Origin of the sequence: Streptomyces sp. NPDC048590, from assembly GCF_043199535.1 — a bacterium.
In the GTDB taxonomy this organism is placed as follows: domain Bacteria; phylum Actinomycetota; class Actinomycetes; order Streptomycetales; family Streptomycetaceae; genus Streptomyces.
The window spans coordinates 808,187-834,512 of the sequence record NZ_JBICWC010000001.1 but is presented as its reverse complement, the minus strand read 5'-3'; the positions used below and the strand labels follow the sequence as shown (position 1 = coordinate 834,512).

Sequence of the window (26,326 nt, the reverse complement as noted above, 5' to 3'; positions counted from 1 at the left end):
CACGGATAGCATCACGACGTGCCTCCCCACGACTTCACTCCCCCCACGCCCCGCTCCCGCCGCCGGCCCGTCCTCGCCTCGGCGGCACTGACCGGCCTCTGCCTGACCGCGGCCGGATGCGGGGGCGGCGGCCAGGCGCCGGCCTCGTCCCCGGCGTCCCCCACGAGCCGCCCGCCCGCAGGGTCCACGGCCGCGAGGCCGGCGCCCACGGCCCCGCTGGGCGGGCGGACCGTGGTGATCGACCCCGGGCACAACCCCGGCAACCGCGACCACCCGCGTGAGATCGGCGCCCAGGTGGACATCGGCACCGGGCACAAGGAGTGCGACACCACCGGTACGGCCACGAACTCGGGTTACGCGGAGGCCCGGTTCACACTCGACGTCTCCCGCCGTCTGCGCGCCCTGCTGGAGGCCGAGGGCGCGAAGGTGGTCCTCACCCAGGACGGCGACCGCCCCTTCGGGCCGTGCGTCGACGAGCGGGCGCGGATCGGCAACAAGGCGAAGGCCGACGCGGTCGTCTCGGTCCACGCGGACGGTTCCGCTACCGGGAACCGTGGATTCCACGTGATTCTTCCCGCAGTGGTGAAGGGCGGCGAGGCGGGCACCGAGAAGATCGTGGCCCCTTCGCGTGAACTGGGAGAACGGATTGCGGGGAATTTCGCACGCATTACCGGAAGCACCCCCTCCAATTACATCGGAGGCGGTTCCGGGCTCGACACCCGGAACGATCTCGGCGGCCTGAATCTGTCGACCGTGCCCAAAGTGTTCATCGAATGCGGCAATATGCGTGATCCGGAGGACGCCGCCCTGCTCACCCGCGAGGGCTGGCGCCAGAAGGCGGCTCTCGGCATCGCCGAGGGCATCACCAGCTATCTGAAGAGGTAGTTCTGCGGTGAAAGTGTCGACCTTGGGGGGATAGCCGGTCCGGTGTGCGGGCAGCATCACAACCCGCCCCGGCAGACGATAGATTCATCCGTACGATGGGGAGCCGCCCCGAGCTTCGCGCCGTACCCGCGACACCGCGGGACAGCCCTTGGGCGGCATCGACGACCGCCCCGACGAGACGACCGACTAAGGACCTTCACGTGAATATCCGCTCCCTCACTCGAGGCGACGGCGTGGTGATCGGAGCAGCGGTCGTGCTGTTCATCGCCTCTTTCCTCGACCTCTCCGGCTACGACTGCCCCTCGGGCGTGGACTGCTCGGGCTACGACAGCGCGAATGCCTGGGACTCGCTCTCCACCCTGATGGGGATCTACCTGGCCGGGATCATCGGCGCCGCACTGCTGATCGTCAGCCGCGCGATGCCGGGCCGGAAGGTCGTGGGCTTCGAACTCGGCCAGTTCGGCGCCGCGTTGACGGTGTACGCCCTGTGGTCGATGTTCTGGACGATCATCGACGCGGGTGACGCGGGCGCCGGCCTGATCCTCGGTCTGCTCGCCACCCTCGTACTCGCCGGTGGCGCCGTGGCGACCCCGATGGTCCCCGCGCTCAAGGCTCCGCTGATGGGCGCCCCGCGTCCGGCGCAGACCCCGCAGCCGGCCTTCGGCCAGCAGCCCGGCCAGGGTTACGGCTACCCCGGCGGCCAGCAGCAGTACGGCCAGCCCCAGCCCTACGGCGCCCAGCCCGGCCAGCCGGACCACCAGCAGGCGGCGCCGCAGGCACCGCAGGGCGGCGGCGCCCCGGCCGGTGACTTCACCCCGTTCTGGTTCGCGGTGCCGGTCGCACGCCCGCTCTACGGCGAGGACGGCGCCCCGAACCCGATCGCCGAACTCGCGCCCGGTACCTGGTACCTCGCGGTCGAGCAGCGCGGTACGGGCCTCATCGCCCAGACGCAGGACGGCCGTCGCGGCGTCCTCCAGGACACCACGGGCATCCAGCGCGGCTGAGTTCCCCGCACGACGAGCGGCCCCCGCCCGGACGGGCGGGGGCCGCTGTCGTTCGTCAGGGGAGGCGGGGTGCCGCGCTCAGCCGAAGGAGGACCGGTCCAGCCAGAAGTCCAGCAGCGCCCGGTCGCCCAGGACCTCCAGTCCTCCCTCGTCCGGCTTCTGCCGCCGGTTGAACGCCAGCATCAGCTCCGTCAGCGGTCCGCGCAGCGCGACGGTCGCCTTCGCGTGGGCCGCGCGCCAGGTGAACGCCTCCTCGCCGAACTCGATCAGCCACTCCGCCCCGGGCACATCCGTGGCGTGCAGGTGCAGGGACCGCCCTCCTCCACGGAGTTCGGCGGCCTCGGGGTCACCGCCGGCCTGGGCGAAGGCGACGATCTGGAGCCATTCATCGATCGTGTCGGCGGCGAGGTCGGGCGCCACCTCGAAGGGCGTGTCCGTGGCGAGGGCGGCGTCCGCGCGGTGGACTGCGGTCTCGTGGGCCATCCGCCGGGCCCAGAAGGCCGTCCGGCGTTCCCAGGCCCAGGTCCACACCTCGGTGTCCGGGCCGGCTTCACGCAGGGCTTCCACGGTCGCGAAGGCGCCGTCGGACAGCCATGCGCGCAGGGCTTCCGCGCCCTCCCCCTCCGGGCCCCCGCTGCCCGGCACCCGCTCCTCGGGGATGTCCTCGGCGGCACGCCGGCGGACGATCTCACCGACCCAGCGGTGCGCGCCGCCGACGTGGACGACGAGGTCGCGCAGGGTCCAGTCGGGGCAGGTGGGGACGCGGCGGGTGAGGTCCGCGCCGTCGAGAAGGGCTCCCAGCAGAGCGGTCTGGGCAAGGATCTCGTCGCAGTAGCGCTCGTGCGCAAGAAGCGTCATTCCGGCAGCCTATGCGGCGTACGACGATCTCTTCAGCGGATTATCCGCCCAGTTGGGAGGCGGACGGGACCTTGTTCTTCACCTCGGCGCCCGCGCTCTTCCCCGCGTCCTTGACGCTGTCGATGACGTTCTCGAAGACCCCCACGTCCCCGGCGCCGGCCTCGCCCTTGCCGAGCTTGGCGGCCACGCCCTTGAGGGACTCGATCCCGGCGGTCAGCGGTGCGACGGCCTTGGCGAGGAGCGGGTCGCCCTTGGCGTTCTCGGCGGCGGCCTTGAGCCGGTTGTAGGTGAAGGCCCCCGCGGCCGACGCCTTGATCACCGCGAGCGTCCGCCCGTCCGCCCCCTTCTTGAATCTGCCCGCCCGGTAGGGCTTCACGATCCACTGGTACGCCGCGCCCGCGGCCAGGCCCGCGTTGGCCACGAAACGGGTCTTGGCCCACTTCTGCTTCTGTGCGGACGTCGTGGGGCTGGGGCTCGCCGAGCTGCCGGTGACGGTGGTCCCGCCGTCGTCCCCGCCGCAGGCGGTGGTCCCCGCCAGGAGGGCGCAGCACAGCAGGAGCGCCACGACGAGCCTGCGCGACGGTACGGAACGGGGCACGGCCGGCCTCCCTGTCCAGGGGCTGTACGGGGAACGCCGGGAACCGGCACTCCCCGTCAGGCTCACCCGCGTGGACACGGGCCGCCACCGGGCGCCCGCCGTACGGGTTTCAGCCAGGGCGCAGCGGCAATCCGGAGTGCATGGCATACAGACGAGGCTCAGGAAGCAGTACGGCCGCTCGCGCGATCGCCGTGATCGCGGACATCATGGCCTTCATCCTCATCCTGTGGATACTGATGTACCTGCTCGACGCCAACCGCGGCAACGAGCTGGTCGACTTCGTCCACGACTCGGCCAACTGGCTGGCGGGCTGGTCCTACGACCTGTTCACCTTCGACGAGGCATGGGCGCGCGTCGTCGCCGGCTACGGTCTCGCCGCGGCCGTCTACCTGTTCGTCGGGCACGCGATCGCGGGTCGTGTCCGCAGCTGAGGCCGGCCTCGCCCGCCCGCCCGTCACCGGGCGGGGGACACGGTCACCTCGCGCAGCAGTCCGGTTCCAGCCCCGACGGCAGCCGCTCGCCGCCGAAGACCGCGGTGGTCGCCTCGTCCCCTCCGAGCGCGGCCACCGCGAGCAGCAGTGAGCCGGCGGTCCAGGTGGTGAGTTCCTCCGGCCATATGGCCCGCTCGCCCTCGAAGACGTACCCCGTCCAGTACAGGCCGCCCTCGGCACGCAGGTGCTGGACGGACTGGAGGATCTCCAGGGCCCGGTCCGACTCCCCCGTCGCCCAGAGCGCCAGGGCGAGTTCGCAGCTCTCGCCGCCGGTGACCCAGGGGTTGGGCAGCACGCAGCGCACGCCGAGGCCGGGCACGACGAAGTCGTCCCACCGCTCCTCGATGCGCCGGGCAGCGTCGGTTCCGGTGACGGCCCCGCCGAGGACCGGGTAGTACCAGTCCATCGAGTAGCGGTTCTTGTCCAGGAAGCGTTCGGGGTGGCAGCGGATCGCGTGCCTGAGCGCGCCCGCCGCCAGCTCCCAGTCCGGCTGCGGCTCCTCGCGCTGCTCGGCGAGTGCCAGGGCGCAGCGCAGCGCCTGGTGGACGGAGGAGGAGCCGGTGAGCAGCGCGTCGGTGACGGGGGTCCCGTCGGGCTCGCGCTTCCAGCCGATCTCGCCGCCGGGCTGCTGCAACCGCAGGACGAACTCGACAGCGGCGTGGACCGTGGGCCACATCCGGTCGGCGAAGGCGTCGTCCCCGGTGGCGAGGTAGTGGTGCCAGACGCCGACGGCCACGTAGGCGCAGAAGTTGGTCTCCAGCCCCCGGTCGGTCGGCCGCTCCGGGTCGCCGTCGTGGTAGGCGGCGTACCAGGAGCCGTCGTCGTTCTGGTTGCGGGCCAGCCACTCGTAGGCGCGGGCGGCCGCGTCGTGTTCACCGGCCGCGTCCAGTGCCATGGCGGCCTCGGTGTGGTCCCACGGATCGAGGTGATGGCCCCGGAACCAGGGCAGCGCACCGTCCTCGCGCTGGACGGCGAGCAGCGCGCGCACCGTCTCCGTCGCCTGATCCGCCGTCAGGACACCCGGCAGGACCAGGTGTTCGGTCTGCTCGGGCGTGCTCACGCCTCGGCCTTCGGCAGGTGCGGCTTGGTCGCGTAGGCCACGAAGCTCTTGCCCACCACGGGGTTGAGGAGCTGCTCGGCGACGCGGGTGGCCATCGGCTTCTTCATGATGTCCCAGACCAGCAGCTTGTGGTAGGCGCGCACCGGGAGCGCCTTGTCGTTGTCCACCCCGAAGGCGCACTTGAGCCACCAGTACGGGCTGTGGAGCGCGTGCGCGTGGTGGGTGCCGTAGGGCTTGAGTCCCGCCTCCCGGATCCTGCCGAGGAGTTCGTCCGCCTTGTAGATGCGGATGTGGCCGCCCTCGACCTCGTGGTACGCGTCGGAGAGCGCCCAGCACACCTTCTCGGGGCCGTAGCGGGGGACGGTGATCGCGATCCTGCCGCCGGGCTTCAGCACCCGGACCATCTCGGCGAGCACGCCCTTGTCGTCGGGGATGTGCTCCATCACCTCGGAGATGATGACGACGTCGAAGGAGGCGTCGGGGAAGGGCAGGTTGAGCGCGTCGCCCTCCATCGCGGTGGCGGTCGCCCCCGCGGGGGCCTCGCCGGCCTCCTTCATCGCGGCGAACCACTTCGCGACCTCGCGGATCTCCTCGCCGTTCTGGTCGAGGGCCACCACCTGGGCACCGCGCCGGTAGCACTCGAAGGCGTGCCGGCCGGCGCCGCAGCCCAGATCGAGCACTCGGTCGCCTGCGGCGAGCGGGAAGCGGGTGAAGTCGACGGTCAGCACGAGGGCCTGCCTTCGAGGTCGGAGGTACGGGTTCCGGGAGCCGTGGGGGCGCTCACCTGCGGGCTCCCCGGGCGGCGATCGACTGACGGTACAGCTCGACGGTGCCGAGGGCCGCCCTGGCCCAGGTGAAGTTGGCCAGCACCCGGGCGCGTCCGGCATCGCCCAGACGCGACCGGAGTTCAGGGTCGCCGAGCAGCCGCGCGAGCGCGGCCGCCAGCGCCCCCGCGTCGCCGGGCGGCACGGCCAGGCAGGTCTCCCCGTCGGGGCCCGCGACCTCGGGGATCGCACCGCCGGTGGTGGCCACCAGCGGGGTCCCGGTGGCCATGGCCTCGGCGGCGGGCAGCGAGAAGCCCTCGTACAGCGAGGGCACGCAGGAGACCTGGGCACCGCGCACCAGGTCGACGAGTTCGGCGTCGCTGATGCCCTTCACGAACTCGACGGCGTCCTGGAGGCCGTAGCGCTCGATGGCCTGCGCGACGGGCCCGTCCTCGGCCCGCTTCCCCACGACCACGAGGTGCGCGGCCGGGTTCTCGGTGCGGAGCTTGGCGAGCGCCTCGACGAGATGGACCAGGCCCTTGAGGGGGACGTCGGCGCTGGACGTGGTGACGATCCGGCCGGGGACCTCGGCGACGGAGGGGTCGGGCGACCAGAGGTCGGTGTCGGCCCCGATGTGCACGACCTGGACGCGGTCGCGGCGGACCCCGAGGTGCTCGACGATCTCCTGCTGCGAGGAGCCGGAGACGGTGAGGACCGACGGCAGGCGGCGGGCGACCCGCTTCTGCATGCGGGTGAAGCCGTACCACCGGCGCACGGCCAGGCGCCTCCGCCTGGAGTCGGCGGCGTCCAGGTCGAGCCGGCGGTCGACGGTGATGGGGTGGTGGATCGTGGTGACCAACGGGGCGCCGAGGTCCCCCAGCAGGCCGTAGCCGAGCGTCTGGTTGTCGTGCACGACGTCGAAGTCGCCACGCCTGGCGAGGAGATGACGCCGCGCCCGCAGGCTGAAGGTGAGGGGCTCGGGGAAGCCGCCCGTCCACATGGTGGCGACCTCGGCCAGGTCGATCCAGTCCCGGTACTCGCCGCGTCCCGGGGTGCGGAACGGGTCGGGCTGGCGGTACAGGTCGAGGCTCGGCAGCTCGGTGAGCGGTACGCCCTCGTCGAGCACCGGGTAGGGCTGCGCGCCGATCACCTCGACGCTGTGCCCCAGCCGGGCGAGCTCCCGCCCCAGGTGGCGGACGTAGACGCCCTGGCCGCCGCAGAAGGGGTTGCCCTTGTACGTCAGGAGTGCGATGCGCAAGGGGCGGTCACCCTCGGTGCCCGCCGCGCCGCCGCCCGCGAAGGGGCCCGTCTCTATGGCCTCAGCGGTCACACTCGGCCCCCTTCTCACTGCGGTTGTGCCGGAGCGTAACCGGTCGCGCTAATCTAGAACAAGTTTCAGACTCATCGGTTCAACAGGCACCGAATCTACCGGCAGGTAGCGTCGGTGTGACGGCCGGATCAGGTGATTCGCGCCACGGCTGACACCCTGGCATGCGGTGCGTGCCCGGCCGCGGGTGCCCTGCCGTACCGGGAACCGGTTCTCCCTTCGTGGACGGGGACAGATGACAGCGGAAGCCAGGCCGGCGGCATCGCCCCTGACGGAACGCCAGGAGGCCCGGCGCCGGGGCATCCTGCGGGCCGGCGCGCAGCTCGCCGGGCGGGGCGGCTTCGAGGCCGTGCAGATGCGCGAGGTGGCGGACGCCGCCGGGGTCGCCCTGGGCACGCTCTACCGCTACTTCCCCTCCAAGGTGCATCTGCTGGTCGCTGTCATGGAGGACCAGCTCCAGCGTCTGCGCGGTGCCCTCCGCAGGCGGCCGCCCGCCGGGGACGACGCCGCCCAGCGGGTCGCCGGGACGCTGATGTGCGCGTTCGGCGTCCTCCAGCGCGAACCGTTGCTGGCCGACGCCATGGTGCGGGCGCTGACCTTCGCCGACCGCGGGGTGAGCCCCGAGGTGGACGCCGTCTCCCGGCTGACCACGGCGATCGTGCTGGACGCGATGGGGGTCGAGGAGCCCACCCAGGAGCAGCTGTCCGTGGTCCGGGTCATCGAGCACACCTGGCACTCGGCGCTCATCACCTGGCTCTCCGGGCGCGAGTCGATCGCCCAGGTCGAGCGGGACATCGAGACGGTGTGCGGGCTGATCACCCTTCCGGCCGCGCCGCGCTGACACCTCTGCCCATGTGCCGTGCCCACACGGGCACCCGGCCAGGTGAGGGGTCCTGCACCATGTCGAGCGCGCCACGCTCTTCGTACGGTTCGGCCCACATCACCCGAACCTCGCCGAGGAGCCGGTCACCATGCGTCGCAGATCCGTAGGCACCGTCCGCAGAACATCCCTGACCGCCCTCACGCTCGGCGCGGCCGGCCTCCTGCTGGCCGGATGCACCGCCGCCGGGCAGGCGGGCGGCGACTCGGAGGGATCCGGCGGGGACGAGACGGTGAAGGTGGGGCTGGTCTACTCCCGTACCGGTCTGCTCGCCGCCTACGGCAAGCAGTACCGCGACGGGTTCATGGCGGGGCTGGACCACGCCACGAAGGGCACCGGCAAGGCGGGCGGCCACCGGATCGAGGTCACCGAGCAGGACGACGCGGGCGACCCCGGCAAGGCGGTCTCCGCCGCGAAGAACCTGATCGGCAAGGGGTACAAGGTGCTGGCCGGCACCACCGACTCCGGGGTCGCTCTCCAGATGGCGCCGCTGGCCGCGCAGAACAAGGTGCTCTACGTGAACGGCCCGGCCGCCACGGACGCGGTGACCGGGGTCAACGAGTACACCTTCCGGTCCGGGCGCCAGTCCTACCAGGACATCCTCACCGCCGGCACCATGCTCGGCGACCCGAAGGGCAAGAAGGTCACCGTCCTCGCGCAGGACTCCACCTTCGGCCAGGCCAACGTCGCCGCCGTCAAGGCGGTGCTCGGCGCGAAGGGGGCCGAGGTCGGGTCCGTCCTGGCGCCGCCGAGCGCCACCGACCTGACTCCGTTCGCCAGGCAGGTCAAGGCGGGCTCCCCCGATCTGGTCTTCGTCGCGTGGGCCGGGGCGACCGCCCCCGCCCTGTGGACGGCGCTGGACCAGCAGGGTGTGCTGAGCGCCGGGAAGGTGGTGACCGGGCTCGCCGGTACGGCCTCGTACCCGGTGTTCGGAGCGGCCGGGTCGAAGGTGTCCTTCCTCGCGCACTACTTCCCGGGTGCGGGCGGCGGCAACGCCGTGGAGAAGGCGATGCTCGCCGGGGTGGAGAAGGAGGGCGGCACCCCCGACCTGTTCAGCACCGACGGGTTCACCGCGGCGCAGATGATCGTGCGGGCGGTCGAGGAGGGAAGTGCCACCGACACCGCGGCGATGGTCGAGGCCCTGGAAGGCTGGAGCTTCGACGGGGTCAAGGGCAGGCAGCAGATCCGCGCCGGGGACCACGCCCTGGTGCAGCCCATGTTCACCGCGAAGCTGAACGGCACGGGAGCCGCGGCGAAGCCCGAGCTGGTGAGCACGCAGCCGGGTGACGCGGTGGCTCCGCCCGCGAAGCCCTCGGCGGGCTGACCGGTGACGACGCGGGACACCGCCACCGCGCGGCCCGGGACGCCGGTGCTCGCCCTGGACGGGCTGGGCTGGCGGGTCGGCGGGGCCACCATCGTCGAGGACGTCGGGCTGACCGTCGGTGAGGGCGAGTTCCTCGCCTTCATCGGGCCCAACGGCGCGGGCAAGACCTCCCTCTTCAACCTGATCAGCGGCATCGTCCGCCCGACCGCGGGCACGCTCGCGCTGGACGGTGCGGATCTGACGGACCTCCCCGTGCACACCCGTGCCCGGCGCGGGATCGGCAGGACGTTCCAGACCTCCAGCCTCTGGCCGGGGATGAGCGTGGCCGAGCATGTCCGGCTGGCCGCGCAGGCCGTGCACGGCGGCTCGCACCGGCTGTGGCGCCGCGCCGGCACGTACGCCCGTGAGGTCGGCGGAGTACTGGAGCGCACCGGTCTCGGCCACCGCGCGGGCGCCACGGCGGGCGAGCTCTCGCACGGCGAGAAACGCAAGCTGGAACTGGCGGTGCTGCTGGTGGGCGAGCCCCGGCTGATGCTGCTCGACGAGCCGATGGCGGGGGTCAGCGCCGAGGAGGTCCCGGCGCTCACCGAGCTGATCCGCACCCTGCACCGCGAGGAGGGCCGCACCGTACTCATGGTCGAGCACCACATGGACGTCCTGCTCGGTCTCGCCGACCGGCTGGCCGTGATGCACCACGGCCGTCTCCTGGCCCTGGACACCCCCGAAGCCGTGACGGCCGACCCGGTCGTCCAGCGGGCCTACCTCGGGGAGGGGCTGTGACGGCGCCCGCGCTGCTCGTCGTACGGGACCTGCGGGTCCTGATCGGCGGACGGCACATCCTCCACGGCGTGGACCTGGAGGTGGCACGCCACGGCGTGACCGCGCTGCTCGGCCGTAACGGGGCGGGCAAGACGACGACCGTACGCGGCGTCCTCGGCCTCGTCCCCCGCTCGGGAAGCGTGCTCCTGGACGGGGAGGAGACCGTCGGCCTGCCCACGCACACCCTGGTGCGCCGGGGCATCGGCTACGCCCCCGAGGACCGGGGGATCTTCGTCGGTCTGACCGTGGCGGAGAACCTGCGCCTGGCCGAACGCCGCTCCCCGGACGGGCCCGCCTACGCCCTGGTCCACGAACTCTTCCCCGAACTGAAGCGCCGGGAGCAGCAGTTGGCGGGGACCCTGTCCGGTGGCCAGCAGCAGATGGTGGCCATCGGCCGGACCCTGCTGAACGGCAACCGGCTGATCATCGCCGACGAGCCCACCAAGGGGCTGGCCCCCAAGGTCGTCACCGAGGTGGCCGAGGTGCTGGAACGCGCCGCCGAGGCGGTGCCCGTACTGCTCGTCGAGCAGAACCTCGCCGTCGTCCGCCGTCTCGCCGAGCACTGCGTCGTACTCGCCGACGGCCGCACGGCCCACCAGGGCGAGGCCGCCGGGCTGCTCGGCGACCCGGAGGCCACCCGCAGGCTGCTCGGCGTGGGCCACGGCCCGCTCGCCCCTCACCCCGCGGAGGCGGATTCCTGATGTCCACCGTCGTGCTGCTCACCATGACCGGACTCGGTCTGGGAGCCCTCTACTTCCTCGTCGCGTCGGGCCTCTCACTGATCTTCGGCCTGATGGACGTGCTCAACTTCGCGCACGGGGCGCTGCTCTCCGTCGGCGCCTACGGCACCTGGTGGGCGGCCTCCGGCCATCTGCCCGGCGCCGGCCCCGGCGGCTGGGGCTTCGTCCTGGCCGTGCTGTTCGGGACGGCGGCGGGCACGCTCGCCGCCGTGGTGCTCGAACTCGTCGTCGTACGGCCGCTGTACACCCGGCCGCGCGAACAGGTCCTGGCCACCGTCGGGGTGGGTCTCGCCGTGCCCGCCCTGCTGTCGGGCGTCTGGGGTTCGGACGCCCGGACGTTCCCGGGCCCCGAGGCGCTGTCCGGCACCTTCTCGCTGCTGGGCGCGGACGTCCCGGTCAACCGGCTGGTGCTCGTCGCCGCGGCGGCCGGCGTGCTCGTCGCGCTGCGGGTCTTCCTCGGCCGGACCAGGCACGGCCTGGTCGTACGCGCCGGGGTCGAGGACCGGGCCATGGTCACGGCCCTGGGCATCGACGTCCGCAGGGCGTTCACCCTGGTCTTCGCGATCGGCGGCTGCGCGGCGGCGCTGGGCGGGGCGCTCGGCGGGCTGTACTTCGGCTCGGTCGACCCCCGGCAGGGCACCTCGCTGCTGATCTTCGCCTTCGTCGTCGTGGTCACCGGCGGCATGGGGTCGGTGACCGGCGCCGCGGTGGCGGCCGTGGTGATCGGCCTGGTCCAGCAGTTCGCCAACTACTACACCGCAGCGGGCCTCGGCGACCTGGCCGTCGTCGTACTGCTCGCCGCGCTGCTGCTCGTCCGGCCGCGCGGACTGACCGGGAGGCTCGCGTGAGCACCGCCACCACACCCGCACCCACCGCCGTCACGGCCGGGAAACGTCGCCGCGCGACGCGTCCGCTGCGCTGGTGGCCGGCCGCCGTCCTGGCGCTCCTGGTCGTCGCGCCCTGGAGCGCACTGCCCCTGCCAGGGCTGCTCGACGGCCCGGTCGGCAGCCCCGGGAGTCTGCAACTCATCGCCACCTGCCTGCTGTTCGGCGCCCTCGCGACCGGTTACGACCTGCTGCTGGGCCGCACGGGCCTGCTCTCCTTCGGGCACGCGCTGTACTTCGCGGCGGGCAGCTACGCCACCAACCTGTTCCTGCTGGAGGCGGGCCTGCCGTTCGCCGTGTCCGCACTCCTCGGGGTGTGCTCGGGCACCCTGCTCGCCCTGGTGCTGGGCTCGGTGAGCCTGCGGGTCACCGGGATCGGCTTCTCGATGGTCACGCTCGCCTTCGCCCAGGCCGGCTCGATCCTGGTCTCCCGCAACCCCGGTGGCGTCACCGGCGGCGAGGAGGGACGGGCGGCCCCGGCGGACGTGCTGCCGTCGTGGCTGGTCGGCATCGACCACACCGCGAACCTGTACTGGCTCGCCCTCGCCTACCTCGTGCTCACCCTCGCGGTCGTCCACCGGGCGGTGGGCTCACCCACCGGCCGGGTCTGGGAGGGCATCAAGGAGAACGAACGCCGGGTGGAGGTGCTGGGCCTGAAGCCGTACGGCTTCAAACTGACGGCCTTCGTACTGGCGGGCGCCCTCGCGGCGCTCGGCGGGCTCGTCCATCTGCTGCTGACCGGGGGCTCCACACCGCAGACGACCACCTCGGACTTCACCCTCTCGCTGCTGGTGATGGTGGTCCTCGGCGGGTCGGGCACCCGCTGGGGCCCGATGGTCGGCGGAATCCTCTACACCTGGGCGGACCACCGCCTCGGTGACCTGGCCGGGTCGGGCGCTGTCGCGGACCTGCCGGCCGTGCTGCGGGTGCCGCTGTCCCAGCCGCTGTTCCTGCTCGGGGTGCTGTTCGTCGCCGTGGTACACCTGCTGCCCGGAGGACTGGCCCGGCTGCCGTCCCGCCTGCGCGGGACCGTGAAGGAGAAGCGATGATCCCGTACGAGGAGATGAGCGTCCCGGTCACCGGCGGCGAACTGGCCGCGCTGCGCTGGCCGTCGGGCCGGTCCGACGCGCCGGTGGCCGTGGCGCTGCACGGCATCACCGCCAACGCGCTGTCCTGGGGCCCGGTGGCCCGCGCGCTCGACGGCCGGGTGACGCTCGTCGCCCCCGACCTGCGCGGCCGGGCGGCGAGCGCGGGGCTGCCCGGCCCGTACGGCATCGGCGCGCACGCCGACGACGTCGCCGCCCTCGCCGAGGCGCTCGGCGGAGACCGGGTGGTGCTGGCGGGCCATTCGATGGGGGCCTTCGTGGCGGCGCTCACCTCGGTGCGGAACCCTGGCCTCTTCGGCGGACCGGTGCTCGTCGACGGCGGTTTCGGCTTCCCCGCGCCCACCGGCCTCTCGGCGGACGAGCTGCTGACGGCCGTGATCGGGCCGGCCATGGAGCGGCTCTCGATGACCTTCCCCGACCGGGAGGCGTACCGGTCCTTCTGGCGGGCCCATCCCGCGTTCGCGGGCGACGCCTGGACACCGGAGGTCGACGCGTACATCCAGCGGGACCTGACGGGCGAGGAGCCGGCGCTGCGCTCCGGCTGCCGGCTGGAGGCGATCCGCACCGACGGGGTGGACCTGTTCCGGGCCGAGGTGCTCGCCGCCGCCGGTGAACTCCCCTCCGGTGCGACGCTGTTGTGGGCGGAGCGCGGGCTGATGGACGAGGAGCAGGGGCTGTACGACGAGTCACGGCTCGCTGCCGCCGGGCAGCCGGACACGGCTGTGCGGGCGGTACGCGTCGAGGGCGTCAACCACTACACGGTGCTGACGGGCGACAAGGGTGCCGACCGGGTGGCCCGGGCGATCCTGGAGGCGGTGCGCTGAGACCACCGGACGGACCGGGGCTCAGACGCCCCGGCCGTCCGACAGGAGGTGCAGTCTCAGGGCGAGTTGCAGCTCCAGGGCGCGATCGGGCTCGTTCCAGTCGCGGCCCAGCAGCGCCGAGATGCGGTCGAGGCGCTGCACCACCGTGTTGACGTGCACGTGGAGTTCGTCCTTGGCGCGGATCAGGCTGCCGCCGGCGCCGAAGTAGGCCCGCAGGGTCCGTACGAGATGGGTGCCGCGCCGCTCGTCGTAGCGCAGCAGGGGTCCCAGCACCGCCTCGACGAAGCCGTCCACGTCCTTGGCGTTGCCGAGCACGACGCCCAGGAAGCCGAGTTCGTCGATCCCGGCCCCCTCCCCGGTGCGCCCCAGCACCCGCATCGCCCGCAGGCACCTCGCGGCCTCCGCGTGCGCGGCCGCGAGCTCCCGGGGACCGGCCGCCGGTCCCGTACCGGCCACGGTGACGGGCGCCTGGACGAGATGGCCGAGCTGCGCGGCCGCGGCCCGTGCGGCGGCTCCGGCGGACACCGCCTCGCCGTCGCAGGCCACCAGCAGCACCACGGTGCCCGCGTGTTCGGCGCTCACCCCGTGGATGTCGCCGCCGAAGAGGTAGCGCATCGCCGCGCCGCCGAGTCTCTCCCGGGCCTCCGCCTCGGCCACCAGCAGCAGGTGCGGACGGTCCAGGTCGATGCCCAGGCGCCGTCCGCGCTCGGCCAGCCCGGCCGGGTCCCGCCCGGGATCACCGAGCAGGTCGCTGATCAGCTCGCCGCGTATGCGGTTCTCGGTCTCGGCGACGGTACGGCGCAGCAGCAGGAGAAGTCCGGTGACGACGGCGGCGCGTTCGAAGAGCCGGCGGTCGGAGTCGTCCAGCCGGTCACGGCGGTGCAGCACCAGGCCGGCGAGGAGCTCCCGCCCGGCCAGTACGGCGCAGATCCACCGGCCGTCGCGGTGCACGGCGCGCGCCCCGTGGCGCGACTCCTCGGCGGTCGCGGCGAGCCATCCGGCGTCCATGCTGTCGGCGGCCAGGGCGGCGCCGTCGGGCCGTACGGCCGCCAGCGGACGCCCGCCCGGGTCGTGGATGGTCAGAGGGCTGTCGAGGAGCCCGGCGACGGAGACGGCGACGTCCTTGACGTCGCCGCCGCGCAGCACCAGGTCGGTGAGCCGGTCGTGGGCCTCCTCGGCACGCCGCATGGCCTCCGAGTGGGCGCGTACGGCCGCGTTGGCCTCGGCCAGTTCCGCGTTGGCCGCGGCGAGCCCCGCGAGGGCGGTCCGAGTGTCGTCGAGGGCGCGCGCGGTGTCGATGGCGATCGCCGCGTGCGCGGCGAGGGAGCAGAGCAGGGCCACCTCGTCGGGGCTGAAGACCCGGGCGGCCCGGTCGGCGGCGAAGAGGACTCCGATGACCTTGCCGGTGCCGCCGCGGCTGGAGCCGAGGAGCAGGGGGACCCCCAGGATCGCGACGAGCCCTTCGTCCAGCACACCCGCGTTGATGTTGCGGGTATGGCGGAACCGGTCGTCGGTCCGGTAGTCGGGGGTGGCGTAGGGGCTCGCCGTCTGGGCGACCAGGCCGCCGAGCCCTTCGCCGAGTTCGAGCCTGAGCCCCTGGAACAGGACAGACACCGAACCGTCGGTCACCCTCATGTAGGTGTCCCCCGCCTCCTCGTCGGGGAGGGTGAGGTAGGCGGTGTCGGTGCCGAGCAGCATCCTCGCGCGCCGCACGATCGCCTTCAGCACGTCGTCCAGGTCGTGGGAGGCCGCCAGGTCGCCCGCAGTGTCGAAGAGGGCGGTGAGCTGGAGCTCCCTGCGCCGGTGCTGGCGCAGGGCGCCCCTGATCCGCAGGGCGGTGGCGGCCGCCCGCTCCACCTCGGCCAGTTCGGCCGGAGTCACACCGGTGGTCCTCGCCTCCGAGATGACGGCGCCCAGGTCCTCCGCCGGGGCGCCCTCGGCCAGCAGGTCGAGGAGGCGCCCCATGAGGCCTGCGGCGACGGACGGTTCAGGCATCTGCTCTCGTTCTCCCGGCTTCCGGATGTCGTCCTCGGGTCTTCGGACGTGGTGCGTACGCGCGTCAGTTGGCGGTCCAGCCGCCGTCCATCGTGAGGGAGCTCCCGGTCACGTGGGCCGTGCCGGGGCCGCAGAGCCAGAGCACGGCGCCCGCCACGTCCGAGGGTTCGATCAGCGACTTGACGGCGCTGCGTTCCAGCAGCACCCGGCCGACCACATCCTGCTCGGAGATGCCGTGGCTGCGGGCCTGGTCGGCGATCTGGTGCTCGACCAGGGGGGTGCGCACATAGCCGGGGCTGACGCAGTTGCTCGTCACCCCGTGCGGTGCCGCTTCGATCGCCACCACCTTGCTGAGCCCCTCCAGTGCGTGCTTGGCCGAGACGTAGGCCGACTTGTAGGGGCTGGCGCGCAGCCCGTGCACGGACGAGATGTTCACGACGCGGCCCCAGCCGCGTTCGTACATGCCGGGGAGTGTGCGGCGCAAGATGCGGAACGGAGCTTCCACCATGACCCGGTGGATCAGGGTGAAGCGGTCCGGCGGGAACTCGTGGACGGGGGCCACGTGCTGGAGCCCCGCGTTGTTGACGACGATGTCCGCGTCGGCCGGCAGCCCGTCGACGGCCTCGGCGACGGAGAGGTCGGCCACCCAGGCCGTCCCCCCGATCCGGTCGGCCAGGCTCCTGGAGGCGGCACCCTCCTTGTCGACGACGTGGACATGGGCCCCCGCGGCGGCGAGCGCCTCGGCGCAGGCCAGTCCGATGCCGCCGGCCGCCCCGGTGACCAGGGCGGTGCGGCCGGCCAGGGCCGAGGGAGCGAGGGGGGCGTACGGGGAGGTCCGGGAAGTCTGCATGGGCGTCACCGTAAGGACGTCGCGGCCCGTGTCACACGGCGCCGGTGCACACACCCGGGTGCGGAGGCATGGTTGCGGCCCACATGGTGCGCGCCGAGGGCCGCAGGGCGGTCCGTACGGGCCGGGAGCAGGCGCAACGGGAGCGCCGCACACAGCGTGGGACGGCGGGTGTCCGCCTGCCACATGGGCGGCCGCGCCCCCGCCTCGTAGGTTCCGGCAGCACCACCCGCACGTCCGACGAGGAGGCCCCACCGTGCGCCCACCGAACCTGCGACGTCTGCTCCGCGGCGTCGCCTCGCTCACCGCAATCGCCCTGCTGCCGCTGCTCGGCGCGCACCCGGTCTCCGCCGCTCCCGCGGCGGCCGGGCTCCAGCAGGTCACCGGCTTCGGCTCCAACCCCGGCAATCTGCAGATGTTCGCCTACACCCCGGACGGCGTGCCGGCGGGCGCCCCGCTGGTCGTCGCCCTGCACGGGTGTACCCAGTCGGCGAACGCCTACTACGCGAACTCGGGCTGGGCGCGTTACGCCGACCTGTGGGGCTTCGACGTGGTCTTCCCGCAGACCACCTCGGCCAACAACGCCCTGTCCTGCTTCGGCTGGTTCGACCCGGCCGACAGCACCAGGGGCAGGGGCGAGGCGGCCTCCGTGGTGCAGATGGTCGAGTACGCGAAGCAGACGTACGGCTCCGACGCCCGCCGGGTGTACGTCACCGGGCTCTCGGCGGGCGGCGGGATGACCGCGGACCTGCTGGCCGCGTACCCGGACGTCTTCGCGGGCGGTTCGGTGGCCTCCGGGCTGCCCGCGCAGTGCGCCACCAGCCAGGCGGCGGCCTCCGGCTGCCAGACGGGCCCGCAGAAGCTCAGCCCGTCCCAGTGGGGCGACAAGGTCCGCGCCTCCTACCCGGGCTGGACCGGTCCCTGGCCGCGGGTCGCGATCTGGCAGGGCACCTCGGACTACACGGTCTACCCGGCCAACGCGACGGCGCTGCGCGACCAGTGGACCGATGTGTGGGGCATCGGGCAGACGCCCTCCCGCACCGAGACGCTGCCGGGCAGCACCACGAGGAGCGTCTACGAGGACGCGTCGGGGCAGCCCGCCGTGGAGACGTACTCGGTGGCCGGCATGGGACACGGCCTGCCGGTGGACCCGGGATCGGGCGCCGGTCAGTGCGGGGCGACCGCCGCGTACTTCCTCGACACCATCTGCTCGACGTACCACACGGGGTTGTTCTGGGGCCTCGACGGGGACACCCCCGGCGGCGGGGACGGGCTGCCCGCTCCCGCCGGGCTGAAGGTCACCGGCGTCACGGACACCGGTGCCTCGCTGGCGTGGAACGCGGTCGGCGGCGCAGCCTCCTACACGGTGTACCGGGACGGAGTGAAGGTGGCGACGACTACCGCCACCTCCTTCACGGACAGCGGCCTCACCGCCGGCACCTCCTACCGCTGGACGGTGGCCGCCGCCGGCCCGGACGGCACGGCCGGTGCCGTCTCGGCGGCGGTGACGGCGACCACCTCGGGCGGTACGGCTCCGGCGCGGTGCTTCACGGCGACGAACTACGCGCACGTGACGGCCGGCCGGGCGCACACCTCGGGCGGTCACGCCTACGCGAACGGCTCGAACCAGGACATGGGGCTGTACAACGTGTTCGTCACCCACACTCTCAGGGAGTCACCGACGGGCCACTTCGTGATCGCCGACTCGGGGTGTCAGGCCGGGTCCTCGTAACCGGCCCGGACCTTCGCCGGCGGTTCGCAGTCGTCCTCGACCGCGGTGAGCGAGACCTTCGCCCCGGGGCCGGGGGCGGCCGCGGCCGCGTAGCTGCGGGCGTAGAGCTTCCAGCCCCGTTTGGCGAGGGTGCGGTAGGTGACGTCGTGCCCGGAGTGGCTGGAGACGATCTCCCAGTCGTGCTGCCGGAGCCTCATCACCGTCGCCTCGAAGGCGCCCGCGGCGTCCGCCGCCGGCGCCCGGCCCGTCCACGGCGCCATGCAGGCCCGCCAGGCGCCCTCGGGCAGTCCGGCCGTGGAGGTGTCGCCGTCCGGGAGGCCCCCGGCGCGGGCGAGGCCGGTTATCTCGTCGGAGACGGCGCTCGCCGTGAGCGGGGGGAGGGGCTCGCGGGTGGGCTTCGGAAGGATCTCCTCCTCGGCCAACAGGCCGCAGCCCGCCGTCAGGGTCATGAATCCGGCCGCCATCACGGCGACGGCCGCCGTCCTACGTCTGCGCACTGCTGATTCCCACCCAGGTCGTTCTTCCCCATGGACCGCGCCCGTGTACCCCGCCGGAGTCTCGCACGGGCCCTGACCTGCTGGGAAGGCCTCTCGACCGGCAGCCGCGGGCGTCCGCCCCGAGGGGGCCGCGAGCGCCCCGGTAGAGTAGGCGGTCGTCATCATGCCCGTACAGGGGGAAGCCGGTGCGAACCCGGCGCCGACCCTTCCCCGAGCGCTCGGCCCGGATCGAGCAGGGGAAACCCCATTCGAGAGGCCCAGCCCTTCATGTCCGTACGCCGCCGCGCGGCCGCGCTCGCGATCACCGCCGTGCTCTGTGGAGCGGCCGCCCCGGTGGCGGTCGCCGCGCCGAGTCCTTCCCCTTCCACCCCGGACCTGCCGGACGGGCTGTACGGCACGAAGGACCCGACGTACGACGGGGTCTGGCGCCAGTCGCTGGCCTTCCTCGCGCAGAAGATCGAACTGGTCACTCCCGCCACCAAGTCGGTGGACTGGCTCGTCGGCCAGCAGTGCGACAGCGGGGCCTTCGCCGCCTACCGCGACGCTTCCGTGCCGTGCGACGACAAGACGGTCGCGGACACCAACGCCACGGCCGCCGCGGTGCAGGCCCTGGCCGAGCTCGGTGTGCACCGCGAGGTCGTGGACAACGGGGTCAGCTGGCTCAAGTCCGTGCAGAACGACGACGGCGGCTGGGGCTACAACCCGGGCAGCCCGAGCGACGCCAACTCCACCGCCGTCGTGACCGGGGCGCTCGCCAGGGCGAACGTGCCGGTCGCCGCCATCACCAAGGCCGGCGGGAAGACCCCGTACACCGCGCTGCGGTCCTTCGCCCTGCCCTGCGGCGGCGAGGACGGCGGGGCGTTCGCCTACCAGCCCGACAAGGACGGCAAGCTCACCGCGAACGACGACGCCACGGCCGCCGCGACGCTCGGCTCGATGGGCAAGGGCATGGCCGCGGGCACCTCCAACGCGGTGAAGGACCCGGTCTGCCACAAGGGCACCGGCCTGACCTTCGAGCAGACCGCGCAGAACGGCGCCTCCTACCTCGCGAAGAGACTGTCCGGCTCCGGGCACCTGGACCTCCCGCCGATGCCGGGCGCCGAGGACTCCGAGCCGCAGCCCGACTTCGGGAACACGGCGGACGCCGTCGTGGCGCTGGCGGCCTCCGGGCACAAGGACAAGGCCGCCGGCGCGGTCGCCTACCTGGAGAAGCACGCGCAGGGCTGGGCGAAGGAGGGCGGCCCCGCCGCCACCGCCCAGCTGGTGCTCGCGGCCCACGCCACCGGCGCCGACGCCCGTGACTTCGGCGGTGTCGACCTGGTCCGCCAGCTCAACGCGACGGGACCGGCCCCGGCGGCCACCGCGGTTCCCTCGCCGACCGCGACGGCTCCCGCGGAGCCGGAGGAGGACGGCGAGGAGGACGACGAGAGCCTCGGCGTCTGGTGGATCGTCGGTGTCGGTCTCGCCTTCGGCGCGGGCATCGGTTTCCTGCTCAGCGGACGCCGGAAGAACCAGCAGCCGTGAGGCGCCCGCTGTCCTCGGCGGTGCTGCTGTTCCTGGCCGGCGCCGTCCTCGTCTTCGCCGGCACGGGCGCGGCGCAGGCGACCGGCTACCGCTACTGGTCGTTCTGGGAGGGCGACGGCGGCAAGGGCTGGACGTACGCCACCCAGGGTCCGGCCGTGGTCCGGCCCGGCGACGGCACGGTCCAGGGGTTCCGCTTCTCGGTGAGCGAGGACTCCCAGGACGCGGCGCGGCCGCGCCGCGCGCCGGACTTCGACGCGGTCTGCGCGGGTACCCCGGCCGAGGACGGCAGCAAGCGGATCGCGCTCGTCATCGACCCGGGTACGGCGGCTGACGCCCCGGACGGCGAGCGGCCGCCCGCACCGCGCAGCGCCTGCGCCCGGGTGGCACCCGACGCGTCGACTGCCGAGGCGCTCGCCTCGGTGGCGAAGCCGCTGCGGTACGACAGCGCCGCCATGCTCTGTGCGATCTCGGGCTACCCGCGGTCCGGCTGCGGCGAGCGGACCGACGCCGGCTCCCCGGAGGGGGCGGAATCGGCGAAGCCCTCCACCGGGGCCTCCGGCGACGCGGCCCGCGCCGACGAGGGCGGCTCCGGCGGCGGTCCGTCCGCCGGTGTGCTCACCGGTGTCGGAGCGGTGCTCGTACTGGGTGCCGCCGCCGTGCTGCGGGCACGCCGCCGGCGATGACCGGCTCCACCGGCACGGCCCGGCTCCGCCCTGCCCTGCACGCGCCCGGGGCCACCCGGGCGAACGCGATCCCGGCGGGTGCCTGGTGGCTGTGGGCGCTCGGGCTGGCGACCGCCGCGTCCCGTACGACCAACCCGCTGCTGCTGGGGCTGCTGGTGGGGGTCGCCGGTTATGTGGTGGCCGCGCGCCGCACGGACGCCCCCTGGGCGCGCTCGTACGGCGCGTTCATCAAGCTCGGGCTGTTCGTCGTCGCCGTGCGCCTGGTGTTCTCCGCCGTACTCGGCTCCTCCGTGCCCGGCTCGGACGTCCTGTTCACACTGCCCGAGGTGCCGCTGCCGGGGTGGGCGCAGGGCGTCAGGATCGGTGGCCGGGTCACCGCGGAGCAGCTGGTCTTCGCGCTGTACGAGGGCGCGAAGCTGGCGGCGCTGCTGATCTGTGTCGGAGCGGCGAACTCGCTGGCCAGCCCGGCGCGGCTGCTGAAGTCACTGCCGGGCGCGCTGTACGAGGTGGGGGTCGCCGTGGTCGTCGCGATGACGTTCGCGCCGAACATGGTCGCCGATGTGGCCCGGCTGCGGACGGCGCGCCGGCTGCGGGGCCGGTCGACCGGCGGCGTCGGGGCGGTCCTGCGGATCGGGCTGCCCGTGCTCGAGGGCGCTCTGGAGCGTTCGGTGGCGGTGGCCGCGTCGATGGACGCGCGGGGGTACGGCCGCACCGCGCGGGTGCCGACGGCGGTCCGCCGTACCACCCATGTCCTGACGCTCGGCGGTCTGCTGGGCGTGTGCGCGGGGACGTACGGCCTGCTGGCCGCCGAAGGCGCGGTCCACGGCCTGCCGTTGCTGCTGGCCGGGGTGGTGGCGGCGCTGGCCGGGCTGCGCCTCGGCGGCCGCCGTTCCGTCCGCACCCGCTACCGGCCCGACCGCTGGGGCGTACGTGCCTGGCTCGTCGCGGCCTCGGGCGCCGCGGTCGCGCTGGCGATGATCCGGGCGGGCGCCGTCGCCCCGGACGCCCTGCACCCGGGAGTCGTACCGCTCACCGCACCGGTCCTCCCGCTGTGGCCCGCCGTCGCCGTCCTGATCGGGCTGCTGCCCGCCGTGGTGGCACCGCTGCCCCCTTCCCCCTCGGACTTCAAGGAGCGCTCATGATCCGGTTCGAGCAGGTCTCGGTGCGGTACGACGGCGCCTCGCGCCCCACCCTGTCAGGGGTCGACCTGACGGTTCCCGAGGGTGAACTCGTGCTGGTCGTCGGACCGTCCGGTGTCGGCAAGTCGACCCTGCTGGGAACCGTGTCCGGTCTGGTGCCGCACTTCACCGGGGGCGTGCTGACCGGCCGGGTCACCGTCGGCGGCCGGGACACCCGCACCCACAAGCCCCGTGAGCTGGCCGACCTGGTCGGCACGGTGGGCCAGGACCCGCTGGCCCACTTCGTGACGGACACCGTCGAGGACGAGCTGGCGTACGGCATGGAGTCGCTGGGCCTCGCGCCCGACGTCATGCGCCGCCGGGTCGAGGAGACCCTGGACCTGCTGGGGCTGGCCGATCTGCGGGACCGGCCGATCACCACGCTCTCCGGGGGGCAGCGGCAGCGGGTCGCGATCGGTTCCGTCCTCACCCCGCACCCGCGGGTGCTGGTCCTTGACGAGCCGACGTCCGCCCTGGACCCCGCGGCGGCCGAGGACGTCCTCGCGGTGCTCCAGCGGCTGGTGCACGATCTGGGGACGACGGTGCTGATGGCCGAGCACCGGCTGGAACGCGTCGTGCAGTACGCCGATCAGGTGCTCCTGCTGCCCGGAGCGGGCGAGGCTCCCGTGATGGGCCCGCCCGCCGAGGTCATGGCGCTCTCCCCCGTACGTCCGCCGGTGGTGGCCCTGGGCAGCCTGGTGGGCTGGGACCCGCTGCCGCTGTCGGTCCGTGACGCCCGGCGCCGGGCGGTGGACCTCCGGGAGCGGCTGACCGGTGTGGAACCACCGCCGCGCGGGATACCGGCGGGCGGCGAGGTCGTCCCGCTGCCCGTCCACGCCGCTCCGCGTCCCGGTCTCCTCGGCAGGCTGCTGGGCCGGAAGCCCGTGCCCGAGGCGCCGGTCGAGGCGGGCGTGCCCGTACGGACCGAAGGGCTCGGGGTGCGGCACGGACGGGTCGAGGCGCTGCGCGGGGTGTCCTTCGCCGTCGAGCCGGGCGAGACCGTCGCGCTGATGGGCCGTAACGGCGCGGGCAAGTCGACCCTGCTGAACACCCTGGTCGGGATGACCGTGCCGGCCACGGGTTCCGTGTCCGTCGGCGGTCTGGAGCCGTCCAGGACCGCCCCGCGCGACATGGTGCGCCGGGTCGGGCTGGTCCCCCAGGAGCCGCGCGACCTGCTGTACGCGGACACCGTCGCGGCGGAGTGCGCGGCGGCAGACGCCGACGCGGGAGCGCCCGCGGGCAGTTGCCGGGCGCTGGTCTCCCAGCTGCTGCCCGGCGTGGCGGACGAGGCGCACCCCCGTGATCTCTCCGAGGGTCAGCGGCTCGCCCTGGCCCTGGCCCTGGTGCTCACGGCCCGGCCCCCGCTCCTCCTCCTGGACGAGCCGACCCGTGGACTCGACTACGCGGCGAAGGGCCGGCTGGTCGGTGTCCTGCGCCGGCTGGCACAGGACGGGCACGCCATCGTGCTCGCCACCCACGACGTGGAGCTGGCGGCCGAGCTGGCGGACCGGGTGGTGATCCTCGCCGACGGCGAGGTCGTCGCGGACGGGCCGACCCGGCAGGTCGTCGTCTCGTCCCCCGCGTTCGCCCCGCAGACCTCGAAGGTCCTCGCGCCCCTGGACTGGCTGACCGTGTCCCAGGTGGCCACCGCCCTGGAGGCAGGCGCATGAGCACCGGCTCCGCGCGTCCGGTGCGGCTCGGCCCGCGCGCCGTGGCCGCGCTCGTCCTGGTCAGCGCCGTGGGGGTGGTCGCGTTCGGCTGGCCTCTGCTGGCCGGCGCGGGCTCCGGTCTCGCTCACGCGCAGGACGCTCCGTGGCTCTTCGCCCTGCTGCTCGTGCTGCTCGTCGGGGTGGTCGTGGCGACGATCGCCGACTCCGGCCTGGACGCGAAGGCGGTCGCGATGCTGGGGGTGCTCGCCGCGGTGGGCGCCGCGCTGCGCCCGCTGGGCGCGGGGACGGCCGGCCTGGAGCCGATGTTCTTCCTGATGGTGCTCAGCGGCCGGGTGCTCGGTCCCGGCTTCGGCTTCGTGCTCGGTTCCGTGACGATGTTCGCCTCGGCGCTGCTCACCGGTGGGGTGGGGCCGTGGATGCCCTTCCAGATGCTGTCGATGGGCTGGTTCACCATGGGCGCGGGCCTGCTGCCGGGCCCCGACCGGGTGCGCGGCCGGGGCGAGCTGCTGATGCTCGCGGCGTACGGCTTCGTGGCGGCCTTCGCGTACGGCACGGTGATGAACCTGTACGGATGGACGATCGTGCCGGGGCTCGGCTCGGGCATCTCCTTCGTGGCGGGCGCCCCGCTCCACGAGAACCTGGTCCGCTTCCTCGCGTACTGCACCGCCACCTCGCTCGGCTGGGACCTCGGCCGCGCCGTCCTCACCGTGGTGCTGACCCTGGCCGTCGGGCCGACTCTGCTGCGGGCCCTGCGCCGGGCGACCCGTCGCGCCGCCTTCGACGCGCGGGCCGGCTTCGAGGTCCGTCAGGACTGAGCGCCCGGCGGCCGGTCCGCCGTGGCGTGCTGCGCGGCGAGCCTGACCGGGGCGTTGCGTGCCCCGTATCCGTCGTATCCGCCCGTGCGCTCGACGAGTTCGAAGAAGACACGGCCGGTGGTCATCGTGTAGCAGTGCCGGAACTCCCCCTTCTCGTCGCGGTCGTGGAGGATGCCCAGCTCCCGGTAGGTCTCCAGCTCGCCCGGGGCGAATTCGTGGTGTGCCGCCAGGTCGTCGTAGTAGTTGGCGGGGACCGGCAGCAGCCTCGCGCCGGCGGCGAGGGCCCGGCGGACGGTGGCCACGAGGTCGTCGGTGAGCAGGGCGACGTGCTGGGGCCGCCCCTCCCTGCCCCGGTCCTGGGTGGGCGAGGCACCGATACCGAGCGCGATCCGCACGGTGCCGTCCTCGTTGCTCACCGCGCGACTGCGGAGCAGTCCGTACGGGTCGGCGAGGTCGACACCGGCGTGCGGGCGCAGCCCGAGCACGCCGTGGTGGAAGAGGGCCGCCTCGTCGAAGTGGTGCCAGGGCTGGGTCAGCGCGACATGGTCGACGCGGGTGATCCCGATGGGGTGCGGGGTGTGCGGGGCCGGCGCGAAGTCGCCGGTCCAGCCGGTGGATCCGGCCGGGTCGGTGGCACAGAAGAAGAACTCGGTGCCGTCCGGCGCGGCCACCGCGTCCAGCGCGGCGTCCCGCGGCGCGCGGCGCCGGGGCAGGACGGGGGCGAGCAGCGACTCGGCCCGCCCGGAGGCCCCCGCCGGGTCCGGGCTCTCCAGGCCGACCGCCGTCAGCGCGGGGTCGGCGCGGTGACGGGCGGTGTCGGTGTTGAGCAGGATTCGGGCCTCTCCCTGCTCCCAGAGGTCCACCGGCTTCCCGGTGTGCCTGGCGGTACGGGCGAAGCCGAGCGCGGTCAGCAGGGGGGCGAGGCGTGTGGTGTCGGCCGTGGCGATCTCGACGAAGGCGAACCCGGTGGGGACCACCGGCGCCGGGGGCGCGGTCAGTCCGGCCGCCTCCTGGAGCAGGGTGAGCGAGCGGAGGGCGTCGACGGCGGTGCGCCCCGCGTCCGCCTGCCGGAAGACGTCGTTGAACACCTCCAGCGAGAGGGGACCTCCGTATCCGGCGCGTGCCGCGGCGCGCACCAGCCCGGTGACGTCGAGGTCGCCCTGGCCGGGGAAACAGCGGTGGTGGCGGCTCCACTGGAGGACGTCCAGGGACATCAGGGGCGCGTCGGCGAGCTGCACGAAGAAGATCTTCTCGCCGGGGATCGCCTCGATGCCGGTGACCTCGGACCCCCGGGCGAGGATGTGGAAGCTGTCCAGGCAGATTCCGAGCGCCGGGTGGTCCGCGCTCTCGACGATGCGCCAGGCGTGTTCGTAGGTGCTGACGTGCCGCCCCCAGGCGAGCGCCTCGTAGGCGACGCGGATGCCGTGCTCCTGCGCGAGCTCAGCGAGTCGGCGCAACTGCCGTGCGGCGAGGGCGTCGTCGTCGGCGGCGTACGGCGACACGCTGGAGCAGACCAGGAGGGTTTCCGTCCCGAGCCGGCGCATCAGGCGGAACTTGTGCTCGGCGCGCCGCAGGTTCCGGGCGAACTCGTCCTCGGGGACGGCCTCGATGTCGCGCATCGGCTGGTAGAGGTCGATGGTGAGACCGAGGTCGGCGGCCAGGTCCCGGATCTCCTCCGGGCCGAGGGGGCTGCCGATGAGGTCGTTCTCGAAGATCTCGACCCCGTCGAAACCGGCGCGTGCCGCCGCGGTGAGCTTCTCCGTGAGGGTGCCGCTGAGCGAGACGGTGGCGATGGACGTGCGCATGTCGGTCCTCCTGCGG

25 protein-coding genes are annotated in these 26,326 nt (G+C 73.6%); 16 read left to right on the top strand and 9 right to left on the bottom strand.

Translation table 11 applies throughout. The features are described 5' to 3' along the window. Nucleotides 1–18 precede the first annotated feature (18 nt). Both ACGFNN_RS03605 and ACGFNN_RS03600 read left to right on the top strand, forming a co-directional pair. Nucleotides 19–885: an N-acetylmuramoyl-L-alanine amidase gene (locus tag ACGFNN_RS03605; RefSeq protein ID WP_393552506.1), complete on the top strand. Its 867-nt coding sequence runs from the start codon at nt 19–21 to the stop codon at nt 883–885. 200 nt (nt 886–1,085) lie between these two features. Beyond that, a complete protein-coding gene (locus ACGFNN_RS03600) occupies nt 1,086–1,889 on the top strand; it encodes a DUF5336 domain-containing protein (RefSeq protein ID WP_393552503.1) in 804 nt (267 codons plus the stop codon). Nucleotides 1,890–1,967: 78 nt separating this feature from the next. On the opposite strand, the gene ACGFNN_RS03595 is transcribed toward ACGFNN_RS03600, so the two are convergent. Then, the gene (locus ACGFNN_RS03595; protein ID WP_393552500.1) at nt 1,968–2,747 is read right to left on the bottom strand and encodes a maleylpyruvate isomerase family mycothiol-dependent enzyme; all 780 of its coding nucleotides are present in this window, start codon (nt 2,745–2,747) and stop codon (nt 1,968–1,970) included. Between the two features lie 40 nt (nt 2,748–2,787). Then, nucleotides 2,788–3,345, bottom strand: a complete 558-nt coding sequence (locus ACGFNN_RS03590) for a hypothetical protein (protein ID WP_393552497.1) — start codon at nt 3,343–3,345, stop codon at nt 2,788–2,790. Between the two features lie 140 nt (nt 3,346–3,485). Here ACGFNN_RS03590 and ACGFNN_RS03585 point away from each other — a divergent pair, with 140 nt between their 5' ends. Then, nucleotides 3,486–3,776: a hypothetical protein gene (locus ACGFNN_RS03585; protein ID WP_362543906.1), complete on the top strand. Its 291-nt coding sequence runs from the start codon at nt 3,486–3,488 to the stop codon at nt 3,774–3,776. A gap of 43 nt (nt 3,777–3,819) precedes the next feature. Here ACGFNN_RS03585 and ACGFNN_RS03580 read toward each other — a convergent pair whose 3' ends face one another. Genes ACGFNN_RS03580 through ACGFNN_RS03570 form a run of 3 tightly spaced genes read right to left on the bottom strand, consistent with a single transcriptional unit; the run spans nt 3,820 to nt 6,990 of the window. Beyond that, entirely contained in the window at nt 3,820–4,896 is a 1,077-nt protein-coding gene (locus ACGFNN_RS03580) for a prenyltransferase (RefSeq protein WP_393552494.1), read from the bottom strand. Further along, on the bottom strand, nt 4,893–5,624 hold the full coding sequence (locus tag ACGFNN_RS03575; protein WP_362543912.1) for a class I SAM-dependent methyltransferase: 732 nt from the start codon (nt 5,622–5,624) through the stop codon (nt 4,893–4,895). Before ACGFNN_RS03575 ends, ACGFNN_RS03580 begins: the two co-directional genes overlap by 4 nt. 52 nt (nt 5,625–5,676) lie before the next feature. Further along, nucleotides 5,677–6,990, bottom strand: a complete 1,314-nt coding sequence (locus ACGFNN_RS03570) for a glycosyltransferase family 4 protein (RefSeq protein WP_393552491.1) — start codon at nt 6,988–6,990, stop codon at nt 5,677–5,679. Nucleotides 6,991–7,222: 232 nt separating this feature from the next. On the opposite strand from ACGFNN_RS03570, the gene ACGFNN_RS03565 reads away from it, so the two are divergent. The 7 genes from ACGFNN_RS03565 (at nt 7,223) to ACGFNN_RS03535 (ending at nt 13,564) form a co-directional block, all read left to right on the top strand. After that, nucleotides 7,223–7,828: a TetR family transcriptional regulator gene (locus ACGFNN_RS03565; RefSeq protein WP_362543920.1), complete on the top strand. Its 606-nt coding sequence runs from the start codon at nt 7,223–7,225 to the stop codon at nt 7,826–7,828. Nucleotides 7,829–7,958: 130 nt separating this feature from the next. Then, nucleotides 7,959–9,191, top strand: coding sequence for a substrate-binding domain-containing protein (locus tag ACGFNN_RS03560; protein ID WP_393552488.1), 1,233 nt, complete (start codon nt 7,959–7,961; stop codon nt 9,189–9,191). Between the two features lie 3 nt (nt 9,192–9,194). Further along, complete coding sequence (locus ACGFNN_RS03555) at nt 9,195–9,971, top strand: ABC transporter ATP-binding protein (protein WP_393552485.1); 777 nt, start codon at nt 9,195–9,197, stop codon at nt 9,969–9,971. Continuing rightward, nucleotides 9,968–10,711, top strand: a complete 744-nt coding sequence (locus ACGFNN_RS03550) for an ABC transporter ATP-binding protein (protein ID WP_393552483.1) — start codon at nt 9,968–9,970, stop codon at nt 10,709–10,711. Before ACGFNN_RS03555 ends, ACGFNN_RS03550 begins: the two co-directional genes overlap by 4 nt. Next, a complete protein-coding gene (locus ACGFNN_RS03545; RefSeq protein WP_393552480.1) occupies nt 10,711–11,598 on the top strand; it encodes a branched-chain amino acid ABC transporter permease in 888 nt (295 codons plus the stop codon). The genes ACGFNN_RS03550 and ACGFNN_RS03545 overlap by 1 nt, the downstream gene beginning before the upstream one ends. After that, nucleotides 11,595–12,683 carry a branched-chain amino acid ABC transporter permease gene (locus tag ACGFNN_RS03540; RefSeq protein WP_393552478.1) on the top strand — a complete coding sequence of 363 codons (1,089 nt, stop codon included), beginning with the start codon at nt 11,595–11,597 and terminating at the stop codon, nt 12,681–12,683. The genes ACGFNN_RS03545 and ACGFNN_RS03540 overlap by 4 nt, the downstream gene beginning before the upstream one ends. Further along, nucleotides 12,680–13,564 carry an alpha/beta fold hydrolase gene (locus ACGFNN_RS03535; protein ID WP_393552475.1) on the top strand — a complete coding sequence of 295 codons (885 nt, stop codon included), beginning with the start codon at nt 12,680–12,682 and terminating at the stop codon, nt 13,562–13,564. Before ACGFNN_RS03540 ends, ACGFNN_RS03535 begins: the two co-directional genes overlap by 4 nt. Before the next feature lie 21 nt (nt 13,565–13,585). Here the strand turns inward: ACGFNN_RS03535 and ACGFNN_RS03530 are convergent, their stop codons facing one another. Both ACGFNN_RS03530 and ACGFNN_RS03525 read right to left on the bottom strand, forming a co-directional pair. Further along, nucleotides 13,586–15,559 (bottom strand): helix-turn-helix domain-containing protein, encoded by a 1,974-nt coding sequence (locus ACGFNN_RS03530; RefSeq protein WP_393552472.1) that lies wholly within the window; start codon nt 15,557–15,559, stop codon nt 13,586–13,588. Between the two features lie 64 nt (nt 15,560–15,623). Then, on the bottom strand, nt 15,624–16,409 hold the full coding sequence (locus ACGFNN_RS03525) for a 3-hydroxybutyrate dehydrogenase (RefSeq protein WP_393552469.1): 786 nt from the start codon (nt 16,407–16,409) through the stop codon (nt 15,624–15,626). Nucleotides 16,410–16,662: 253 nt separating this feature from the next. On the opposite strand from ACGFNN_RS03525, the gene ACGFNN_RS03520 reads away from it, so the two are divergent. Further along, nucleotides 16,663–18,138, top strand: a complete 1,476-nt coding sequence (locus ACGFNN_RS03520) for a PHB depolymerase family esterase (RefSeq protein WP_393552467.1) — start codon at nt 16,663–16,665, stop codon at nt 18,136–18,138. Here ACGFNN_RS03520 and ACGFNN_RS03515 read toward each other — a convergent pair. Then, nucleotides 18,120–18,635: a hypothetical protein gene (locus tag ACGFNN_RS03515; RefSeq protein ID WP_393552465.1), complete on the bottom strand. Its 516-nt coding sequence runs from the start codon at nt 18,633–18,635 to the stop codon at nt 18,120–18,122. The genes ACGFNN_RS03520 and ACGFNN_RS03515 overlap by 19 nt on opposite strands. Nucleotides 18,636–18,902: 267 nt before the next feature. Here ACGFNN_RS03515 and ACGFNN_RS03510 point away from each other — a divergent pair, with 267 nt between their 5' ends. Genes ACGFNN_RS03510 through ACGFNN_RS03490 form a run of 5 tightly spaced genes read left to right on the top strand, consistent with a single transcriptional unit; the run spans nt 18,903 to nt 24,505 of the window. After that, on the top strand, nt 18,903–20,159 hold the full coding sequence (locus ACGFNN_RS03510) for a prenyltransferase/squalene oxidase repeat-containing protein (protein ID WP_393552462.1): 1,257 nt from the start codon (nt 18,903–18,905) through the stop codon (nt 20,157–20,159). Next, nucleotides 20,156–20,842, top strand: coding sequence for an SCO2322 family protein (locus tag ACGFNN_RS03505; RefSeq protein WP_393552459.1), 687 nt, complete (start codon nt 20,156–20,158; stop codon nt 20,840–20,842). The genes ACGFNN_RS03510 and ACGFNN_RS03505 overlap by 4 nt, the downstream gene beginning before the upstream one ends. Beyond that, complete coding sequence (locus ACGFNN_RS03500) at nt 20,839–21,984, top strand: energy-coupling factor transporter transmembrane protein EcfT (protein WP_393552456.1); 1,146 nt, start codon at nt 20,839–20,841, stop codon at nt 21,982–21,984. Before ACGFNN_RS03505 ends, ACGFNN_RS03500 begins: the two co-directional genes overlap by 4 nt. Beyond that, complete coding sequence (locus ACGFNN_RS03495; protein WP_393552453.1) at nt 21,981–23,690, top strand: ABC transporter ATP-binding protein; 1,710 nt, start codon at nt 21,981–21,983, stop codon at nt 23,688–23,690. Before ACGFNN_RS03500 ends, ACGFNN_RS03495 begins: the two co-directional genes overlap by 4 nt. After that, entirely contained in the window at nt 23,687–24,505 is an 819-nt protein-coding gene (locus tag ACGFNN_RS03490; RefSeq protein WP_393552450.1) for an ECF transporter S component, read from the top strand. The genes ACGFNN_RS03495 and ACGFNN_RS03490 overlap by 4 nt, the downstream gene beginning before the upstream one ends. Here ACGFNN_RS03490 and ACGFNN_RS03485 read toward each other — a convergent pair. Further along, on the bottom strand, nt 24,496–26,310 hold the full coding sequence (locus ACGFNN_RS03485) for a bifunctional sugar phosphate isomerase/epimerase/4-hydroxyphenylpyruvate dioxygenase family protein (RefSeq protein ID WP_393552447.1): 1,815 nt from the start codon (nt 26,308–26,310) through the stop codon (nt 24,496–24,498). The two genes, ACGFNN_RS03490 and ACGFNN_RS03485, sit on opposite strands and share 10 nt — an antisense overlap. Nucleotides 26,311–26,326: the final 16 nt, after the last annotated feature.

Coding starts and splice junctions, on each gene's coding strand:
- ACGFNN_RS03595 (WP_393552500.1), bottom strand. CDS start 2,747: ATGACGCTTCTTGCGCACGAGCGCTACTGCGACGAGATCCTTGCCCAG.
- ACGFNN_RS03585 (WP_362543906.1), top strand. CDS start 3,486: ATGGCATACAGACGAGGCTCAGGAAGCAGTACGGCCGCTCGCGCGATC.
- ACGFNN_RS03565 (WP_362543920.1), top strand. CDS start 7,223: ATGACAGCGGAAGCCAGGCCGGCGGCATCGCCCCTGACGGAACGCCAG.
- ACGFNN_RS03560 (WP_393552488.1), top strand. CDS start 7,959: ATGCGTCGCAGATCCGTAGGCACCGTCCGCAGAACATCCCTGACCGCC.
- ACGFNN_RS03545 (WP_393552480.1), top strand. CDS start 10,711: ATGTCCACCGTCGTGCTGCTCACCATGACCGGACTCGGTCTGGGAGCC.
- ACGFNN_RS03535 (WP_393552475.1), top strand. CDS start 12,680: ATGATCCCGTACGAGGAGATGAGCGTCCCGGTCACCGGCGGCGAACTG.
- ACGFNN_RS03530 (WP_393552472.1), bottom strand. CDS start 15,559: ATGCCTGAACCGTCCGTCGCCGCAGGCCTCATGGGGCGCCTCCTCGAC.
- ACGFNN_RS03525 (WP_393552469.1), bottom strand. CDS start 16,409: ATGCAGACTTCCCGGACCTCCCCGTACGCCCCCCTCGCTCCCTCGGCC.
- ACGFNN_RS03510 (WP_393552462.1), top strand. CDS start 18,903: ATGTCCGTACGCCGCCGCGCGGCCGCGCTCGCGATCACCGCCGTGCTC.
- ACGFNN_RS03500 (WP_393552456.1), top strand. CDS start 20,839: ATGACCGGCTCCACCGGCACGGCCCGGCTCCGCCCTGCCCTGCACGCG.
- ACGFNN_RS03495 (WP_393552453.1), top strand. CDS start 21,981: ATGATCCGGTTCGAGCAGGTCTCGGTGCGGTACGACGGCGCCTCGCGC.
- ACGFNN_RS03490 (WP_393552450.1), top strand. CDS start 23,687: ATGAGCACCGGCTCCGCGCGTCCGGTGCGGCTCGGCCCGCGCGCCGTG.
- ACGFNN_RS03485 (WP_393552447.1), bottom strand. CDS start 26,310: ATGCGCACGTCCATCGCCACCGTCTCGCTCAGCGGCACCCTCACGGAG.